We start from the raw sequence: 17,815 nt of genomic DNA on the forward strand, positions 1-17,815 counted from the left end.
AGAAGGTAGGTTCAGGCCCATGACGCGCACGATCAGGCTGGCAGTGGTGGCGGGCGACGGAATCGGGCCCGAGGTGGTCGCCGAGGGGCTCAAGGTCCTCGACACCGTTCTCGCCGGCTCCGACGTCACGGTGGAGCGCACCGAGTTCGACCTCGGCGCCCAGCGCTGGCACCGCACCGGCGAGACCCTCACCGACGAGGACCTGGCCGCGATCCGCGAGCACGACGCCATCCTGCTCGGCGCCATCGGGGACCCGTCCGTGCCCTCCGGCGTGCTCGAGCGCGGTCTGCTGCTGAAGCTGCGCTTCGCGCTCGACCACTACGTCAACCTGCGCCCGGCCCGCCTCTACCCGGGCGTGCCCACGCCGCTGGCGACCCCCGGCGACGTCGACTTCGTCGTCGTGCGCGAGGGCACGGAGGGGCCCTACGTCGGCAACGGCGGCGCCATCCGCGTCGGCACCCCGCACGAGGTGGCCAACGAGGTCTCGGTCAACACCGCGTTCGGCGTCGAGCGCGTCGTGCGCGACGCCTTCGCCCGCGCCCAGGCCCGGCCGCGCAAGAAGCTGACCCTGGTCCACAAGCACAACGTCCTCGTCCACGCCGGCCACCTGTGGCGGCGCACCGTCGAGGCCGTCGGCGCCGAGTACCCCGACGTCACCGTCGACTACGCGCACGTGGACGCCGCCACCATCTACCTGGTCACCGACCCCACGCGCTTCGACGTCATCGTGACCGACAACCTCTTCGGCGACATCATCACCGACCTCGCCGCCGCCATCAGCGGCGGCATCGGGCTGGCCGCCTCGGGCAACATCAACCCCGAGCGCACCACGCCCTCGATGTTCGAGCCCGTGCACGGCTCCGCGCCGGACATCGCCGGCCAGGGCAAGGCCGACCCCACGGCCACCGTCCTCTCCGTGGCACTGCTGCTCGAGCACCTCGGCCTGACCGACGAGGCACGCCGCGTCTCCGACGCCGTCGCCGCGGACATCGCCGAGCGGGACGGGACCCCCCGCTCCACCTCCGCCGTCGGCGACGCGCTCGCCGCACGCGCGGCGGCGCGAGTACCGGCCTGACCGCCGGGCGCCCTCCCGCACGGCCCAGCCGCCGTGACCTCCGCGCCAGCCCGCCGGCCCTGACGCCGGCGGGCCGTCGGCGTTACGGTCTCCCCAGCACTCCCATCTCCCGAGAAGGTCCTCATGAGCACCTCGCAGGTCACCACGCTGACCGGGCTCTCCGCCGCCGAACTGCCCGCCGCCGCTGAGCTCGCCGCCCGTTTCCCGCTCACCAGCAACCCCGCCCCGGCGTCCGACGCCGACGTCGACACCGTCATGGGCAGCCTGTCCTTCGGCGTCGCCTTCACCGACCACATGGTCCGCGCCCGCTGGACGCCCGCACGCGGCTGGCACGAGCACCGCACCGAGTCGTTCGGCCCCCTCACGCTCTCGCCCGCGGCCGCCGTGCTCCACTACGGCCAGGAGATCTTCGAGGGCCTCAAGGCGTACCGCCACGCCGACGGCTCCGTCTGGACCTTCCGGCCCGGGTTCAACGCCGCCCGCTTCAACGCCTCCGCCAGGCGCCTGGCCATGCCCGAGCTGCCCGAGGAGGACTTCGTCGCCTCCCTCGCCGCGCTGACCGCCGTCGACGCGCGCTGGGTCCCGTCCGTGCCCGGCTCCAGCCTGTACCTGCGGCCGTTCATGATCGCCACCGAGCCGTTCCTCGGCGTCCGCTCCGCCCACGAGCTGGAGTACCTCCTCATCGCCTCCCCGGTGGGCCCGTACTTCACCCACGGCTTCCAGCCGGTCTCCATCTGGGTCGCGCAGGACTACCACCGCGTCGGCCCCGGCGGCATGGGCGCCGCGAAGACCGGCGGCAACTACGCCGCGTCGCTGCTGCCCCAGCAGGAGGCCTACGACAAGGGCTTCGAGCAGGTCTGCTTCCTCGACGCCGCGACGGGTACGCACCTCGAGGAGCTCGGCGGGATGAACGTGTTCGTCGTCGACGCCGACGGCACGGTCCGCACGCCGGCCCTGACCGGCACCATCCTCGAGGGCGGCACCCGCGCCGCGATCCTGCAGCTGCTGCGCGACGCCGGACGCACCGTGCGGGAGGAGACCATCGAGCTCGCCACGCTGCTCGAGGAGATCCGCTCCGGCGAGGTGGCCGAGACCTTCGCCTGCGGCACCGCCGCCGTCATCACGCCGATCGGCCGCCTCGCGGGGGAGGGCTTCGACGTCACGGTCGCCGACGGTCGGCCCGGCGCGGTGACCACCGAGCTGTACACGACCCTGACCGACATCCAGTACGGGCGCCGCGAGGACCCGCACTCCTGGATGTACCGCCTGGTCTGACGGCGCCCCGCACCCCGTGGTCGGCCTCTCTCGCGAGGGAGCCCGAGCACGGTGCCTCCGGGGGACGTGCGGGACGACGGCGGAGCCTGCCGCCGCCGTCGTCGCGCGGGGCGGTGCGGTCCGCCGCGAGGCGGCGGAGCGTCCGCAGTCGGACGAGGCGGTGCGCCCACTAGAGGCAGGCCGGCCCCTGAGGCGGGGCGGTGCGGTCCGCATGGTGGCCGGGTCGGGGACACGCCCCCGTGGGCTGTGGCACACTGGCCGCGTGACGCAGCCCCAGCTGATTATCGGCTAGCGCGTCGGGCACACCCGTCCGACGCGCAGACCTCCCGTACCCGGGAGGTCTTTTTGTTGCCGGGGCCACCCCTCCCGGCGACGCAGCCGCCGGGCAGGTCCCGACGGCGACCGGTACCGGCACCACCCCCACCGGCCAGCGGGGCGGCCGTCGCAGGGACCACCGCCGGCCGCCCCAGCGCGGCCCCGTGCAAGGAGCACCGCATGTCATCCGCCGCAGCCACCTCGGGCCTCGCCCGCCCGGCCGCCGGGCACGAGCCCGCGACCGACGTCGTCCAGGTCTACGACACCACCCTGCGCGACGGCGCCCAGCAGGAGGGGATGAACCTCTCCGTCGCCGACAAGCTCGCCATCGCGGCGCTGCTCGACGAGCTGGGCGTGGGCTACATCGAGGGCGGCTGGCCGGGCGCGATCCCCAAGGACACCGAGTTCTTCGCCCGCGCCGCCAAGGAGCTCGACCTGCGGCACGCCCGGCTCGCGGCGTTCGGGTCCACCTGCAAGGCAGGCGCCCAGCCGCACGACGACCCGCAGGTGCAGGCCCTGGTCGAGTCCGAGGCGCCGGTGGTCACGCTGGTCGCCAAGTCGGACATCCGGCACGTCGAGCGGGCGCTGCGCACCGACGGGCAGGAGAACCTGCGGATGATCGCGGCCACGGTGCGCTACCTCGTGGGGCTGGGGCGCGAGGTCGTCCTCGACGCGGAGCACTTCTTCGACGGGTACCGCTACGACCGTGACTACGCCCTCGCCTGCGTGCGGACGGCGTTCGAGGCGGGCGCCGCGACCGTCGTCCTCTGCGACACCAACGGCGGCATGCTGCCGGACTGGGTGAGCCAGGTGGTGACCGAGGTCCGCGCGGCCACCGACGGGCGGCTGGGGATCCACGCCCACAACGACTCCGGGTGCGCCGTCGCCAACTCCCTCGCCGCCGTCGCCGCCGGTGCCGGGCACGTGCAGGGCACGGTGAACGGCTACGGCGAGCGGACCGGCAACGCCGACCTCATCACGTGCGTGGCGAACCTCGAGCTCAAGGGCGGGGCCCGCACCCTCGCGGGCGACGGGCTGGCCGAGGCGAGCCGCATCGCCCACGCCATCTCCGAGATCACCAACATCAGCCCCTACGCGCGCCAGCCCTACGTCGGCGCCTCCGCGTTCGCCCACAAGGCGGGGCTGCACGCCTCGGCCATCCGGGTGGACCCGGACCTGTACCAGCACATCGACCCGGTCGCCGTCGGCAACGACATGCGCATGCTGGTCTCGGAGATGGCCGGGCGCGCCTCCATCGAGCTCAAGGGCCGCGAGCTCGGCTTCGACCTCGCCGGGCAGTCCGAGCTCCTGACCCGCGTGACCACGCGGGTGAAGGAGGCGGAGGCCGCCGGGTACACCTACGACGCCGCCGACGCCTCCTTCGAGCTGCTGCTGCGCGCCGAGCTCGACGGCGGACGCCCGCCCCGCTTCTTCGACGTCGAGAGCTGGCGCACCTTCGTCGAGCACCGGCCCGGTGCGGACGGCCAGGTGGACTCCGAGGCGACGGTCAAGCTGCGCACCGGGCAGGGCCGGATGATCAGCACCGGCGAGGGCAACGGCCCCGTCAACGCCCTCGACCACGCCCTGCGCGCCGCGCTGGTGGGCACCTACCCGGAGATCGAGGACTTCGAGCTCATCGACTACAAGGTCCGCATCCTCGACAGCCAGCAGGGCACCGACGCGATCATCCGGGTCCTCATCGAGACCTCGGACGGCCACGAGAGCTGGTCCACGGTGGGCGTGGGCACGAACATCATCGAGGCCAGCTGGGAGGCGCTGACGGACTCGATCGTCTGGGGGCTGCTGCACCGCGGCGTCGAGCCGCGCTGAGCCCCGGCGGCAAGGCGGCGCCGGACCGTCGGCGGGAGCGCTGGGCCGGCGGTGGCGCCGCGTGACCGACCCCACGCGGGCCGGGCGCCGCGAGGACCCTAGGGTGGAGCCATGCACGGTGAGTACAAGGTTCCCGGGGGCAAGCTCGTCGCGGTCGACGTGGACGTCGAGGACGGACGGCTCGCGCACGCCCGGGTGTCGGGCGACTTCTTCCTCGAGCCCGACGACGCCCTGGAGGACATCAACGGCGCGCTGACCGGCATGCCGGAGACCGCGTCGGCGGCCCAGCTCGCGCGGGCGATCGAGAGCGCCGTCGACCACGGCGTCAGCTTCGTCGGGTTCACGCCGGAGGCCGTGGGCATCGCCGTGCGGCGGGCGCTCGGCCACGCGACGAGCTGGCGCGACCACACCTTCGACGTCATCCACGGCGAGCCCGTGCACCCGGCCCTGAACGTCGCGCTCGACCAGGTGATCCCCGAGGAGGTGGCCGCCGGCCGCCGCGGGCCCACCATGCGCATCTGGGAGTGGAACGCCCCGCTGGTGGTCATCGGGTCCTTCCAGTCGGTGCGCAACGAGATCGACAGCGAGGCGCTGCAGCGTCACGGCATGTCCGTGGTGCGCCGCATCTCCGGCGGCGGGGCGATGTTCATGGAGCCCGGCAACTGCATCACCTACTCCCTCGTGGTCCCGGAGTCCCTCGTCGAGGGACTGAGCTTCGAGCAGTCCTACGCGTTCCTCGACGACTGGGTGCTCGGCGCGCTCGCTGACGTGGGCGTGAAGGCGCGGTACGTGCCGCTGAACGACATCGCCTCCGAGCAGGGGAAGATCGGCGGCGCCGCGCAGAAGCGGTTCGCTTCCGGCGTGGTGCTCCACCACGTGACGATGAGCTACGACATCGACGCCGACAAGATGCTCGACGTCCTGCGCATCGGCCGCGAGAAGCTCTCCGACAAGGGCATCCGGAGCGCGAACAAGCGCGTGGACCCGATGCGCTCGCAGACCGGCATGGCCCGGGCCGACATCGTCGACGCGTTCATCGCCCACTTCCGCGGCCGGTACGACACGCGGATGTCCGACTACCGGCCCGAGGAGGTCGCCCGCGCGGAGGAGCTCATGGAGACCAAGTTCCTCAGCGACGGATGGACCTACCGGGTGCCCTGAGGCAGGCCCCGCTCAGACGGGCGGGCGCGCGCCGAACACGGCGGTGCCGACCCGGACCATCGTGGCCCCGGCCGCGACGGCGATCTCGAGGTCGCCGCTCATCCCCATGCTGAGCTCGGTGGCGTCCCCGGTCCCCGGCGCGCCACCCGCGAGCACGTCCCGGCGCACCTGCGCCAGGGCCTCGTAGGACGCCCGCACGACGTCGACGTCGGGGGAGTTGGCCCCGATCGTCATGAACCCGCGCAGCCGCAGGTGCGGCAGCGCGCCGACGGCGGAGGCGAGCTCGACCGCCCCGGCCGGGTCGACGCCGGCCTTGGTCGGCTCGCCCGAGGTGTTCACCTGGACCATCACGTCCAGCGGCGAGGCTCCGCCGTCGTCCTCGACGGCCGGCCCGTTCCTGCCCGCCCCGTTCTCCGTGCCCGCCACCCGGCGCGCGACCGCGGCGTCGAGGCGCTGCGCGAGGCGCAGGGTGTCGACGGTCTGGACGCAGCCGGCCCAGCGCAGGACCTGGTTGACCTTGTTCGACTGCAGGTGGCCGATGAAGTGCATCTCGTGGGCCGGGGTCCCGGGCGCGGCGAGCCCGGGACCGGTGGCGACCAGCTCCTGGGCCCGGTTGTGCCCGAGCAGGTCGGCGCCGGCGTCGAGGGCGGCGCGGACCGCGTCCACCGGCTGCGTCTTCACGGCGAGCAGCAGCCGGACCTCCGCCGGGTCCCTGCCGACCACGTGGGCGGCGTCGGCGATCCGGCGACGCACGACGGCGAGGTTCTCGGCGATCTGGTCCACGCCGTCCGACCCTACCCAGCCGCAGGCCCGGCCGGCGCCGGTGCCTCGGGTCTCGGACGGGCCCCGGGGCCCGGGACGGGGCGCCCCGGCCTCGGACCGGCTCAGCCCGGCCGGCGCGCCCCGGCGTCCACCCGCGCGGGGGATCGGGTGGCCGCACGGGGGCGCTCGCCGTCGCTCGGCTCGGTGCGCCCGAGAGCGATGCCGACCGAGAGGGCCCGGTGGTCCGACATGCCGAGGTTGTGGGACCGGCCTGGCTCCGTGACGTGGACGTCGCCGTCGACGAGGATGTGGTCGAGCTGCTCGTCCGGCTCGGTGAGCGGGAAGGTCGCCGCGGTGACGAGCGGGCGCAGGCCGCTGTGGCGGGAGGGCTCGCCGCCGGCGAGGTTGAGGTCGCCCATGAGGACGAAGGGGCGGGTCATGTCCCGGGTGGCCTTGACGATGTGGCGGAGCTGGGCGACGTTCCAGTCGGGCACGAACGTCAGGTGCGTGCCGACGACGGCGATCCGCCCCTCCGGCGCGACGACGAGCGCGGCGAGGGCGGTGCGGGCCTCGTCCTTGACCAGCACCGGGCGGTGCCTGCCCGGGAAGGTCACCGGCACGCGCTGCCGCGGGCTCGGCAGGGCGAGGACCTTCCACCGCTCCACCGGGTACCGGCTCAGCAGCGCGATCCCGTACGCCGAGGAGGCGGGCTGGTCCTCGCCGGTGACGGCGGTCCAGAGGTCCGGCAGTCCGCTCATCGTGGCGACGAACCGGTGCTCGACGGCGCCCATCGCCTCGGCGGCCACCGCGGTGAGGTCCGCGCCGTGCGAGCGGGGCTGGTCGCGGTCGACCTCCTGCAGGGCGAGCACGTCAGCGTCCAGGGTCCGCACGGCGTCGGCGAAGCGGTCCAGGTCGACCCGGTCGTCCGTGAGCGAGCGGCCGTGGAGGATGTTGAAGGTCGCGATGCGCATCGAGCCCGATTGTGCCCGTCCTGGTGCGTTCCCGCGCGTCGTCGTGTAGACCCTTTCGCATGGATGACAGTCACCGCGCGGATCTCCACGAAGCCATGCGCATCGTCGGGGCCGCACTCTCCGAAGCCGGAATCCCGTTCGCGCTCGCGGGCGGGTTCGCCGCGTGGGTGCACGGCGCCCCGCAGTCCGAGCACGACGCCGACTTCGTGATCCGCGAGCAGGACCGCTCCACCGCCTGGGAGGCGCTCGCGGCGACCGAGCTGCGCGTCGAGGACCCCGTGGAGAACTGGCTGTTCAAGGCCTACAACGGCGACGCGCTGGTGGACATCATCTTCCGCCTCGACGGCGAGACCGTCCCCGAGGCGATGTTCGAGCGTGCGGAGAGCTTCGACGTCTTCGGCGTCCCCATGCCCGTCATGCAGGCCACCGACATCCTCTCGGAGAAGATGCGGGTCCTGACCGAGCAGCGCTGCAACTTCTCCAACCTGCTCCCCGTCGCCCGGGCCCTGCGCGAGCAGGTGGACTGGGTCGAGGTGGCCGACCGCATCGCGGGGAACCCGTACGCCGAGGCGTTCCTCTACCTGCTGGACCGGCTCGAGGTCGTCGAGCACCCGGACACGCTCCGCGACGCCGGGACGGCCCCGGCCGGTGAGTCGGCCGGGGACGCCGCAGCACCGGAGGACCGGGAGACCCGGGGCGCTCCGGAGCTCACTCAGCCGCGCATCGCGTGAGGGGCGTCCGCGCCGCCACCGCCAGGAGCAACTGACAGGCGCGCCGTGCGCCACCCGCGGGCGGAGCTGACGAGCGCCAGCTCCTCCGCGGCGAGCAGGTCCTCCACCGTGAGCGACCGCTCGGTCAGCACGCCGTCGTCGAGCAGGAGCTGGCGACCGACCCCGGGCAGGCAGCCGTCCTCCACCGGGGGCGTGACCCAGGCGCCGTCGACGCGGGCGGCGAGGTTGGCGACCGTCGACTCCGTCACGTGGCCGTCGCCGTTCACGAGCAGCACGTCGTCGGCGCCGGGGTGCCGCCGCCGCGCCTCCTCGTAGACGTGGCGGACGGTGGTCTTGTGGTACAGGTACCGCGAGCCGCGGTCGACGGTGCGGGTGTCGACGGCGACCGTCACCGGCTCCGCGGAGAACGCCGCGTCCCGGGTGGTCACCTCCACCCCGCCGTCGCGGCTGAGGCGGACCCGCGCCAGGCAGTGGCTCCCGACGCCCTGCGCGGCCCGTGCGACCGCCTCGACGACCGCCGCCCGGTCGTAGGAGAAGCCGAAGTACCTCGCCGAGGTGGCCAGGCGGTCGAGGTGCTGGTCGAGGTTGACGGGGCCGGCGGAGGAGAGGCGGAACGTCTCGAGAAGGCCGAAGTCCGGCTCGGGCGGCGCGTCGAGGATCGAGGCCTTGGTGAGAATCTCCTGGTACTCGCCTTCCGCCGTCGAGCCCCACGTGACACCGCCGCCCACGCCGTACGTGGCCGTGCCGCTGCTGCGGTCGACCGTGACGGTGCGGATCGCGACGCCGAAACGCGCCCGCGTGGGGGAGCCCGCGGGAGCGACGTAGCCGATCGCGCCGCAGTACACCCCGCGCGGGGAGGACTCCAGCTCGTCGATGAGGCGCATGGTGCGCGCCTTCGGTGCACCGGTGACCGAGCCGCACGGGAACAGCGCCCGGAAGACGTCCGGGAGGGTGGTCCCCGGCCGAACCCGTCCGGTGACGGTGGAGGTCAGCTGCCAGACCGTGCTGTAGGGCTCGCAGGCGAGCAGGTCGGTGACCTCCACGGTGCCCGGCTCCGCCACGCGGGAGAGGTCGTTGCGGAGCAGGTCGACGATCATGACGTTCTCGGCCCGGTCCTTCTCGCTCGCGAGCAGCCGTCCGCGGGCCTGGAGATCGCTCGCCGCGGTCAGCCCGCGCGGCGCCGTGCCCTTCATCGGCACGGTCGTCAGCGTCGAGCCGGACCAGTCGAAGAAGCACTCGGGGCTGGCGCTGGCGACGACGAACCGACCGAGGTCGAGGTAGGCGTTGTACGCGCCGCGCTGGTTGGTGGCGAGGGTGCGGTAGAAGCTGAGGAGGTCCCCCTCGAGGCGGGACGTCATCCGGGTGGTCAGGTTGCACTGGTAGGTCTCGCCGTCCGCGATCGCGCGGCGCACCGCGTCCACCCGGGCCGCGTGCTGCGCCTCGGTCCACTCCAGCTCCCACCGGTCCGCCGCGTAGGCGCGACGGGCGGGAGCGCCGGTGGTGATGGCAGGGCCGGTGCCGGTGGCGGTGCCGGTGGCGGGCTCGGGGTCGGCGCCAGGGCCGGGACCGTCGGCGATGCCGAACCACACCAACGGCAGGTCGGGCACCGGCTCGCGAACGGGGAGGGCGTCGTCCAGGCCGGCGGCGGCCTCGTACGCGACGAAGCCGAAGGCCCACCGTCCGTCGGCCGTCGCGCGCTCGACCGCCGCGAGGGCCGGCATCACCTCCTGCGGCGTGCGGGCGACGATCTCGTCGCGCAGCGAGCTGAACTGCAGCACCGTGCCGGATCGGAGGTCGTCGAACCGGGCCACGACCGCCGGCTCGGGGCCGGGGTACGCCGCCGACCGAGGTTCTGTCACGCCGGACCTTTCGTCGAAGCGAGTCTGCCGGCACGAGGATGGCAGGAAGAGCCGTCCGGGAGCGAAGCTGCCCGCTGCCCGCCGCCCGCCGCCCGCCGCCCGCCGCCTGGCAGACTGCGGGCATGAGCCACGACCTGCACATCACCGGTGACGACGCCGCCGACGCACTGCTGAGCGAGGACCCGTTCGCCCTCCTGGTCGGCATGCTGCTCGACCAGCAGGTGGCGATGGAGACGGCGTTCGCGGGCCCCCAGAAGCTCGCCGAGCGCCTCGGAGGGCTGGACGTGCGCCGGCTCGCGACCATGGATCCCGACGAGCTCACCGAGGTCTGCCGGCAGCCGCCGGCCGTGCACCGCTACCCCGGGTCGATGGCGGGCCGGATCCAGGCCCTCAGCGCGGCGCTCGTCGAGGAGTACGACGGCGACGCCGCCGCCCTGTGGACGCGCGGCGACCCGGACGGTGCGGAGATCCTCCGGCGTCTCAAGGCGCTGCCCGGCTTCGGCGACCAGAAGGCGCGGATCTTCCTCGCGCTGCTGGGCAAGCAGTGCGGGCTCGAGGCGGCCGGCTGGCGGGAGGCCGCCGGCGCGTACGGGGAGGAGGGCTCGTTCCGGTCCGTCGCGGACATCGTCGACGCAGACTCCCTCACCCGCGTGCGCGAGACCAAGCGGGCCGCCAAGGCCGCCGCGAAGGCCGCCAAGAAGTAGCGCGACGCGCGTCCTCCCGTCCTGCCACTCAGCCGGCGATCGTGATCCCGGCGTCGCGGGCGAGCAGCGGCAGCAGCTGATAGGCGTCCGACTCGGCGACGCTCGTCCCGCGCAGCGAGCGCACCCCCGCGATCCCGGTGAGCCGGCACCCGGAGAGCCGCACCCGCTCGCAGCGCACCTGGGTGAGCTGCGCGCCCGTGAGGTCGCAGTCCTGCAGCAGCACGTCCGTCAGCGTGGCACCGGTGAGGTCAGCCTCGGTGAGGTCCGCCCCGTGGAGCACGACGTGCTGCCAGCTCGCGCCGCGCCAGCTGGTCAGTGAGGCCCGGGCCCCGTCGAGGCGCACCCCGCGCAGCCGGGCTCCCGGCAGCTGCGCGCCGACGAGCCGGGCGTCGCGCAGGCTGCAGCGCAGGAGCGAGAGGTCCTCCGCGTGGAGGTTCGCCAGGTCCGCGCTGTCGACCCGGCAGTCCGCCAGCGCGGTGCGTACCCACCGCCCGCCCGCGGCGCGCAACCGGTCGAGGGCGGACGCCTCGACCTGCACCTCGTCCAGCTCCGCACCGACGAGGCCCGCTCCGGTGAGGTCCACGCCCGTGAGCGTGACGCCGGCGAGGTCACCAGAAGGGGCGGGCACGAGGTGCCGCGCGACGTCCGGCTCCGGCACCCGGGGTGCCGGCGGGACGCCCGGCCGGGCGCGGCCGGCCGAGGTGCTGAGCGCGGCCGCCCGGCCGGCGCGACCGGAGTCCGCGCTCACGCCCGCCCCACCGCGGCGACGACGGCACCGGTCAGCGCGACCAGGTCGGCTGGCGAGAGCTCGACGTCGAGCCCGCGCCGTCCCGCGCTGACGAGGACGGTCCCGTGCTCGAGGGCCGAGGCGTCGACGACGGTGCGCAGCCGGGTCCGCTGCCCCAGCGGCGAGATGCCGCCGACGACGTACCCGGTGGCCCGCTCCGCCGCGGCCGGGTCGGCGAGGTCGGCACGCTTGGCACCGACCGCCGTCGCCAGAGCCTTGAGGTCGAGCCGGCCCGCCACCGGGACGACGGCGACGGTCAGCGTCCCGTCGGCCACCGCCACAAGGGTCTTGAGCACGCGGGCGGGGTCCACGCCCAGAGCCTCCGCGGCCTCCCTGCCGTACTCGGCGGCACGCGGATCGTGCTCGTAGGCGCGCACCTCGTGGGGCACACCGGCCTCGGCGAGAGCCCGGAGCGCGGGCGTGCCGGAAGGGGCCTTGTTCCTCCGCGCCATCAGTACCGTCCTGCCGTCATTCGGCACATCCTGCCGCGAACCCCGCGGTCCGCGCAGCCGTCAGCGCGGCCCGACCGTCAGAACCCGTACCACCGCGCCGTCCGCAGCGTCGGAGGCGTCCAGGTCGACCAGGGCGGTCAGGCCCCAGTCGTGGTCACCGTCGGGGTCGTCGAAGGTCTGGCGCACGAGCCAGGCCCGCGGCGGGAGGGCGAGGTCCGCGCCGTCCGGAAGCGCATCGGGAAGGTCCGCCCCCGGTGGTGTCTCGACGATCTGCACCAGCGCCGCGGCCCGCGCCTCGGGGCCTGTGCCGAGCCAGTCGTACTCCGCCCAGTACGGGGCCATCGCCGCCTCCCAGCGGGCGGCGTCCCAGCCGGCGCCGTCGTCCATCTGGCCGAGCGACTCGTAGGCCTCGCGGGCGAGGAGGTCCACCCGGCGGAACAGGACGTTGCGCACGGCCACGCGGAAGGCGTGCCGGTTGCGCGTGACCGGCAGCTCGCCGTCGGGTCCCTCGCCGAAGCGGCGCTCCCCGGGCGGCTCCTCCTCGGGGACCACCATGGCTCCGGCGGACGCGGCCGCCCCGGCGGAGAGGGCCTCCCACTCGTCCAGCAGCGAGGAGTCGACCGAGCGCACCAGGTCGCCGAGCCAGTCGATGATCGCCACGACCTCCTCGGTGCGGGCGGAGGCGGGCACCACCTGCCGCATCGCCCGGTAGGTGTCCGTGAGGTAGCGAAGCACCACACCCTCGGAGCGGGCGAGCTGGTAGCGGGAGACCAGCTCGGAGAAGGTCATGGACTGCTCGACCATCTCGCGCACCACGGACTTGGGCTGCAGCTCGTAGTCGGCCACCCACGGGTTCGTCTGCCGGTAGGTGGCGAGCGCGGCCCGGAGCATCTCCGCCAGCGGCTGGGGCCAGGTGACGTCCTCGAGCAGCGCCATGCGCTCCTCGTACTCGATGCCCTCGGCCTTCATCGCGCCCACGGCCTCCCCGCGCAGCGCTCGCTGCTGGGCGAACAGCACCGGCCGCGGGTCCTCCTGGGTGGCCTCGATGACGGAGACCACGTCGAGGGCGAAGTCGGGGTGCTCCGGGTCGAGCAGCTCGATGGCCGCCAGCGCGAAGGGGGAGAGCGGGGCGTTGAGGGCGAAGTCGCGCGGCAGGTCCACCGTCAGCCGCACGTACGGCTGTCCCGGGTGGGCGCGGCGCCACGCGGCGTCGGCGTGCTCCACCACGCCCCCGGCACGCAGCGAGCGGTAGATCTCGATGGCCCGGCGCAGGTGCGGGTTGCGGTCCCGCTCCGGCTCGTGGTTGTCCGTGACGAGCCGGTACATGGCCGCCACCGGGTCCCCCTCGCGGGCCAGCACGGACAGCACCATGGTGTGCGTGACGTGGAACTGGCTGGTCAGCGGCTCCGGGTCGGCGTCGCGCAGCCGCTCGAAGGTCTTGTCCGTCCAGTTCACCGCCCCGGCCGGGGCCTTCTTCCGGACGATCTTGCGGCGCTTGCGCTCGTCGTCGCCCGCCTTGGCCAGCGCCTTGGCGTTCTCGATGACGTGCTCGGGCGCCTGGACGATGACCTCGCCGGTGGTGTCGAACCCGGCGCGGCCGGCCCGCCCGGCGATCTGGTGGAACTCACGCGCGGTGAGGTGCCGCATGCGCTCGCCGTCGAACTTCGTCAGCGACGTGATGACCACCGTGCGGATCGGCACGTTGATCCCGACGCCGAGCGTGTCGGTGCCGCAGATGACCCCGAGCAGTCCGCCCTGGGTGAGGCGCTCGACCAGGCGGCGGTAGCGCGGAAGCATCCCGGCGTGGTGGACGCCGATGCCGTGGCGCAGGAGGCGCGAGAGGATCTGGCCGAACCCGGGGCCGAAGCGGAAGTCGCCGAGCGCGTCGGCGATGCGGTCGCGCTGCTCGCGGGTGGCCACCTGCACCGAGGTGAGGGACTGCGCCCGTTCGACGGCGTCCTTCTGGGCGAAGTGGACCACGTACACGGGGGAGCGGTGGGTCTGCACCAGCTCGAGCAGGAGGTCCTGGATCGGCTCCACGGAGTAGGTGAACGTCAGCGGGACCGGCCGTTCGGCGTCGTCCACGACGGCGACCTCTCGCCCGGTCCGCCGCCGCAGGTCCTCGACGAAGAAGGAGACGTCACCGAGCGTGGCGCTCATCAGCAGGAACTGCGCGCGGGGCAGCTCCAGCAGGGGAACCTGCCACGCCCAGCCGCGCTGCGGGTCGGCGTAGAAGTGGAACTCGTCCATGACCACCACGTCGGCGTCGGTGGCCGCGCCGTCGCGCAGCGCCTGGTTGGCGAGGATCTCCGCGGTGCAGCAGATGATCGGGGCGTCGGGGTTGATGGCGCTGTCACCGGTGACCATGCCGACGTTGGCCGAGCCGAACAGGTCCACGAGGTCGAAGAACTTCTCCGAGACGAGCGCCTTGAGCGGGGCGGTGTAGTAGCCGGTACGGCCGGTCGCCAGGGCCGTGAACAGGGCGCCGACGGCGACCAGGGACTTCCCGGACCCCGTGGGCGTGGCGAGGATGACGTGGGAGCCGGAGACCAGCTCCATCACCGCCTCCTCCTGGTGCGGGTAGAGCGTGAGCCCCGTCGCTCCTGCCCACTCCTCGTAGGCCGCGTAGATCGCATCGGGGTCGCTGACGCCGGCGTCCTCGAGGTCGTCCAGGGCGAGGTTGAGCGTGGCGGCGGGCGGCATCCTCCGATCCTCTCACTGCGGCGCGACCGCCGGGAGGCGGGGTACGGCCGTCCTGGTCCCGGACGGGCCCGCGCGCCGCGCACGCCTCGCGTGTCAGGATGCTGGGCGGCGGCGCGCCCGGCGACCGTCGCACCCTGGAACGGACGCTTCATGACCGAGCTGCTCACCGTCGTCAACGACGCGATGTACCTCTACGTCCTCGTCGGCCTGCTGGTCGCCGTCGGCGTCTGGATGACGTGGCGCACCCGGGCGGTGCAGGTGCGCCTGTTCGGGCAGATGCTGCGCTACGTCACGCGGTCGCGCCGCGGCGCCGAGGGCGGGATCTCCTCGTTCCAGGCCTTCGCGATCGGGATGGCCACGCGGATCGGCATCGGCAACATCACCGGCGTCGCCCTCGCCCTGATCCTCGGCGGTCCGGGGGCCATCTTCTGGATGTGGATGGTCTCCCTCGTCGGCATGGCGACCTCCTTCGCCGAGGCGACGCTCGCCCAGCTCTTCAAGGTCCGGGCCATGGACGGCACGTTCCGCGGCGGCCCGGCGTACTACATCAGCCGCGGCCTGGGCTCGCGGCGCTGGGGCACCGTGTTCGCGTGGCTGCTCGTCCTGTCCATGGTCGTCGCCATGCCGATGGTGCAGGCCAACACCATCGCCGTGACGGTCGAGTCCTCCCACGGCGTGGACACCTGGCTCACCGCGCTCGTCCTCGTCGTCATCACCGCCCTCGTCGTCTTCGGCGGGGTCAAGCTGGTGGCCCAGGTCGCCGAGATCATGACCCCGCTCATGGCGCTGGGCTACGTGGCGACGGCGGTCGCGGTGATCGCGCTCAACCTCGAGACGGTCCCGCAGTTCTTCGCTGACATCTTCGCCGGGGCGTTCGGGCTGCAGCCCGGCCTCGCGGGCGTGGCCGGCGGCGTGGTCGCCGCGCTCCTCAACGGCGTGCGCCGCGGCCTGTTCTCCAACGAGGCCGGCATGGGCACCGGCCCCAACGCCGCCGCGACCGCCACGGTCGCCCACCCGGTGCAGCAGGGGCTCATCCAGTCGCTCGGGGTCTTCATCGACACGATGTTCATCTGCACCTCGACGGCCTTCATCATCCTGGCCAGCGGCGCCGCCGTGTACGTCCCGGGCGTCACCGACGTCGACGCCGCCGGCCACCTGACGACGACGGCCGTCACCTCCCAGCTCGGGGACTGGATGGCCTGGCCGATGACGATCATGATCTTCTTCTTCGGCTTCTCCTCGATCCTGGGCGCCTTCGCCTACGCGGAGGTCAACCTGCTCTTCCTCCACGCCGGGGCGGGCGCCTACCGGGTGCTGCGGGGCACGGTCGTGGCGACCACCGGCATCGGGTCGGTCCTCGCGCTGCGGACGGTGTGGGCGCTGATGGACACCGCGATGGCGCTGATCACGGTGGTGAACCTGGTCGCGCTCGTCCTGCTCACCCGGTGGGTGGTGGCCGCCCTGCGCGACTACGAGCGCCAGGTCGCGGCCGCCCCCGCGGGTGGTCCGGTCGAGCCCGTCTTCGTCGCCGAGCACCTGCTGGATGCGCCCGGCGAGCTGCCCGGCGACGTCTGGGCGCGGCCCTCGGGCGCCGTGCGGCGCTGACCGCGCGGTCGCCTCGACCTGCGCTCCGGCGTCCGGGGCGTTAGCGTTCCCCGGTCCTGCCGCGTCGCCCGCAGAGGGGCTCGCGTGTCGCCGAACCGAGGGGAATGCCGATGGACGCCGTCGTCGGTGCCGTGAACGACGTGCTGTACACCTACGTCCTGATCTTCCTGCTCGTCGGGGCGGGCCTGTACTTCACCGTGCGTTCGCGGGCGCTCCAGGTGCGCCACTTCGGCCTGATGGTGCGCAAGGTCCTCGGCTCCCGGCGGGGCGCCGAGGGCGGGATCAGCTCCTTCCAGGCGTTCGCCATCGGGCTGGCCTCCCGCGTGGGGACCGGCAACATCGCCGGTGTCGCGATCGCGCTCACCCTCGGCGGTCCGGGCGCGATCTTCTGGATGTGGGTGGTGGCCCTGCTCGGCATGGCCACCGCGTTCATGGAGGCCACGCTGGCGCAGATGTACAAGGTGCGCTGGCACGACGGCACGTTCCGCGGCGGGCCGGCCTTCTACATCCAGCGGGGCCTCGGTTCCCGCGGTTGGGGCATCGTCTTCGCCGTCTGCCTCATCTTCGCGTTCGGCCTGTCCTTCAACATGGTGCAGGCCAACACCATCGCCGGGACGCTGGAGGGCTCGCACGGCTGGCCCACGTGGGTGACCTCGCTGTTCCTGGTCGCGCTCGCGGCGCCGGTCATCCTCGGCGGCATCCGCTCCGTCGCCCGGGTGACCGAGTGGATGGCGCCCGTCATGGCCTTCTTCTACGTGCTGCTCGCGGTGATCGTCATCGCCGCGAACCTGCCCGAGATCCCCGGCGTCGTCGCCGACATCCTCCGAGGCGCGTTCGGTCTTGACCAGGCGCTGGCGGGCACCGCCGGCGGGATGCTCGCCGCCCTGCTCAACGGCGTCAAGCGCGGCCTGTTCTCCAACGAGGCCGGCATGGGGTCAGCCCCCAACGCGGCGGCAACCGCCACCGTCGCGCACCCGGCGCAGCAGGGCTTCATCCAGTCCCTCGGCGTCTTCGTCGACACCATCCTGGTCTGCTCGGCCACCGCGTTCATGATCCTGCTCGCCGGCCCCGAGGTGTACACGCCGGGCGTCACCGGCGACGACCAGGGCGCCGTGCTCACCCAGACGGCCGTCGCCGACTCCCTCGGCACGTGGACCACGATCCCGATGACCGTCCTGATCTTCGTCTTCGCGTTCTCCTCGGTGCTGGGCAACTTCACCTACGCCGAGGTCAACACCGACTTCATCCGGCCCGGCCGGGCGATGAACCTCGGGATCCGGCTCCTGGTGGTCGCGGCCGTCGCCGCCGGCGCCCTGCTCGAGCTGAGCACGGTGTGGGCGCTCGCGGACGTCGCCATGGGGCTCATGGCCACGGTGAACCTCGTCGCCCTGTTCCTGCTCGGCAGGTGGGCCTTCGGTGCCCTGCGCGACTACGAGCGGCAGGCCGCCGCGGGGGAGGAGCCGGTGTTCGTCGGCGTCGGCAACCCGGAGCTGCCCGGGGACCTGCCCACCGACGTCTGGGTGGCGGGGGAGCGCCGACCGGTGCACGAGCGCCAGCGGCCCTGACGAACCTGGACCGCGCCTTC

At 73.5% G+C, this 17,815-nt stretch carries 14 protein-coding genes; 8 read left to right on the top strand and 6 right to left on the bottom strand.

The features are described 5' to 3' along the window. The first annotated feature begins 19 nt into the window (after positions 1 to 19). The 4 genes from ATJ97_RS16415 to lplAB all read left to right on the top strand — a co-directional run bounded on the left by ATJ97_RS16415 (position 20) and on the right by lplAB (position 5,656). Positions 20 to 1,075 (top strand): 3-isopropylmalate dehydrogenase, encoded by a 1,056-nt coding sequence (locus ATJ97_RS16415; RefSeq protein ID WP_098484648.1) that lies wholly within the window; start codon positions 20 to 22, stop codon positions 1,073 to 1,075. Between the two features lie 123 nt (positions 1,076 to 1,198). Beyond that, positions 1,199 to 2,350: a branched-chain amino acid aminotransferase gene (locus ATJ97_RS16420; protein ID WP_098484649.1), complete on the top strand. Its 1,152-nt coding sequence runs from the start codon at positions 1,199 to 1,201 to the stop codon at positions 2,348 to 2,350. A gap of 495 nt (positions 2,351 to 2,845) precedes the next feature. Continuing rightward, positions 2,846 to 4,495: a citramalate synthase gene (cimA, locus tag ATJ97_RS16425; RefSeq protein WP_098484650.1), complete on the top strand. Its 1,650-nt coding sequence runs from the start codon at positions 2,846 to 2,848 to the stop codon at positions 4,493 to 4,495. Between the two features lie 111 nt (positions 4,496 to 4,606). Beyond that, on the top strand, positions 4,607 to 5,656 hold the full coding sequence (gene lplAB, locus ATJ97_RS16430; RefSeq protein WP_098484651.1) for a lipoate-protein ligase LplAB: 1,050 nt from the start codon (positions 4,607 to 4,609) through the stop codon (positions 5,654 to 5,656). Positions 5,657 to 5,668: 12 nt separating this feature from the next. Here the strand turns inward: lplAB and ATJ97_RS16435 are convergent, their stop codons facing one another. Both ATJ97_RS16435 and ATJ97_RS16440 read right to left on the bottom strand, forming a co-directional pair. Then, positions 5,669 to 6,439 (bottom strand): YggS family pyridoxal phosphate-dependent enzyme, encoded by a 771-nt coding sequence (locus ATJ97_RS16435; RefSeq protein WP_098484652.1) that lies wholly within the window; start codon positions 6,437 to 6,439, stop codon positions 5,669 to 5,671. Positions 6,440 to 6,540: 101 nt separating this feature from the next. Then, positions 6,541 to 7,389 carry an endonuclease/exonuclease/phosphatase family protein gene (locus ATJ97_RS16440; RefSeq protein ID WP_098484653.1) on the bottom strand — a complete coding sequence of 283 codons (849 nt, stop codon included), beginning with the start codon at positions 7,387 to 7,389 and terminating at the stop codon, positions 6,541 to 6,543. A gap of 59 nt (positions 7,390 to 7,448) precedes the next feature. Here ATJ97_RS16440 and ATJ97_RS16445 point away from each other — a divergent pair, with 59 nt between their 5' ends. After that, positions 7,449 to 8,120, top strand: a complete 672-nt coding sequence (locus tag ATJ97_RS16445; RefSeq protein WP_211287271.1) for a hypothetical protein — start codon at positions 7,449 to 7,451, stop codon at positions 8,118 to 8,120. Here ATJ97_RS16445 and pabB read toward each other — a convergent pair. Beyond that, complete coding sequence (gene pabB / locus ATJ97_RS16450) at positions 8,102 to 9,979, bottom strand: aminodeoxychorismate synthase component I (protein ID WP_098484654.1); 1,878 nt, start codon at positions 9,977 to 9,979, stop codon at positions 8,102 to 8,104. The genes ATJ97_RS16445 and pabB overlap by 19 nt on opposite strands. A gap of 122 nt (positions 9,980 to 10,101) precedes the next feature. On the opposite strand from pabB, the gene ATJ97_RS16455 reads away from it, so the two are divergent. Beyond that, positions 10,102 to 10,683, top strand: a complete 582-nt coding sequence (locus tag ATJ97_RS16455; RefSeq protein WP_098484655.1) for an HhH-GPD-type base excision DNA repair protein — start codon at positions 10,102 to 10,104, stop codon at positions 10,681 to 10,683. 28 nt (positions 10,684 to 10,711) lie between these two features. On the opposite strand, the gene ATJ97_RS16460 is transcribed toward ATJ97_RS16455, so the two are convergent. Genes ATJ97_RS16460 through ATJ97_RS16470 form a run of 3 tightly spaced genes read right to left on the bottom strand, consistent with a single transcriptional unit; the run spans position 10,712 to position 14,625 of the window. Then, the gene (locus tag ATJ97_RS16460) at positions 10,712 to 11,431 is read right to left on the bottom strand and encodes a pentapeptide repeat-containing protein (RefSeq protein WP_098484656.1); all 720 of its coding nucleotides are present in this window, start codon (positions 11,429 to 11,431) and stop codon (positions 10,712 to 10,714) included. Beyond that, positions 11,428 to 11,922 carry a Cys-tRNA(Pro) deacylase gene (gene ybaK, locus ATJ97_RS16465; protein WP_098484657.1) on the bottom strand — a complete coding sequence of 165 codons (495 nt, stop codon included), beginning with the start codon at positions 11,920 to 11,922 and terminating at the stop codon, positions 11,428 to 11,430. Before ybaK ends, ATJ97_RS16460 begins: the two co-directional genes overlap by 4 nt. A gap of 60 nt (positions 11,923 to 11,982) precedes the next feature. Further along, positions 11,983 to 14,625 (bottom strand): DEAD/DEAH box helicase, encoded by a 2,643-nt coding sequence (locus ATJ97_RS16470; RefSeq protein WP_098484658.1) that lies wholly within the window; start codon positions 14,623 to 14,625, stop codon positions 11,983 to 11,985. Positions 14,626 to 14,775: 150 nt separating this feature from the next. Between ATJ97_RS16470 and ATJ97_RS16475 the strand changes: the two genes are divergently transcribed. Together ATJ97_RS16475 and ATJ97_RS16480 are read left to right on the top strand one after the other, a co-directional pair. Then, positions 14,776 to 16,230 (top strand): alanine/glycine:cation symporter family protein, encoded by a 1,455-nt coding sequence (locus ATJ97_RS16475; RefSeq protein WP_098484659.1) that lies wholly within the window; start codon positions 14,776 to 14,778, stop codon positions 16,228 to 16,230. Positions 16,231 to 16,340: 110 nt separating this feature from the next. After that, entirely contained in the window at positions 16,341 to 17,795 is a 1,455-nt protein-coding gene (locus ATJ97_RS16480) for an alanine/glycine:cation symporter family protein (RefSeq protein ID WP_098485558.1), read from the top strand. Positions 17,796 to 17,815: the final 20 nt, after the last annotated feature.

Source organism: Georgenia soli, assembly GCF_002563695.1.
GTDB lineage: Bacteria > Actinomycetota > Actinomycetes > Actinomycetales > Actinomycetaceae > Georgenia > Georgenia soli.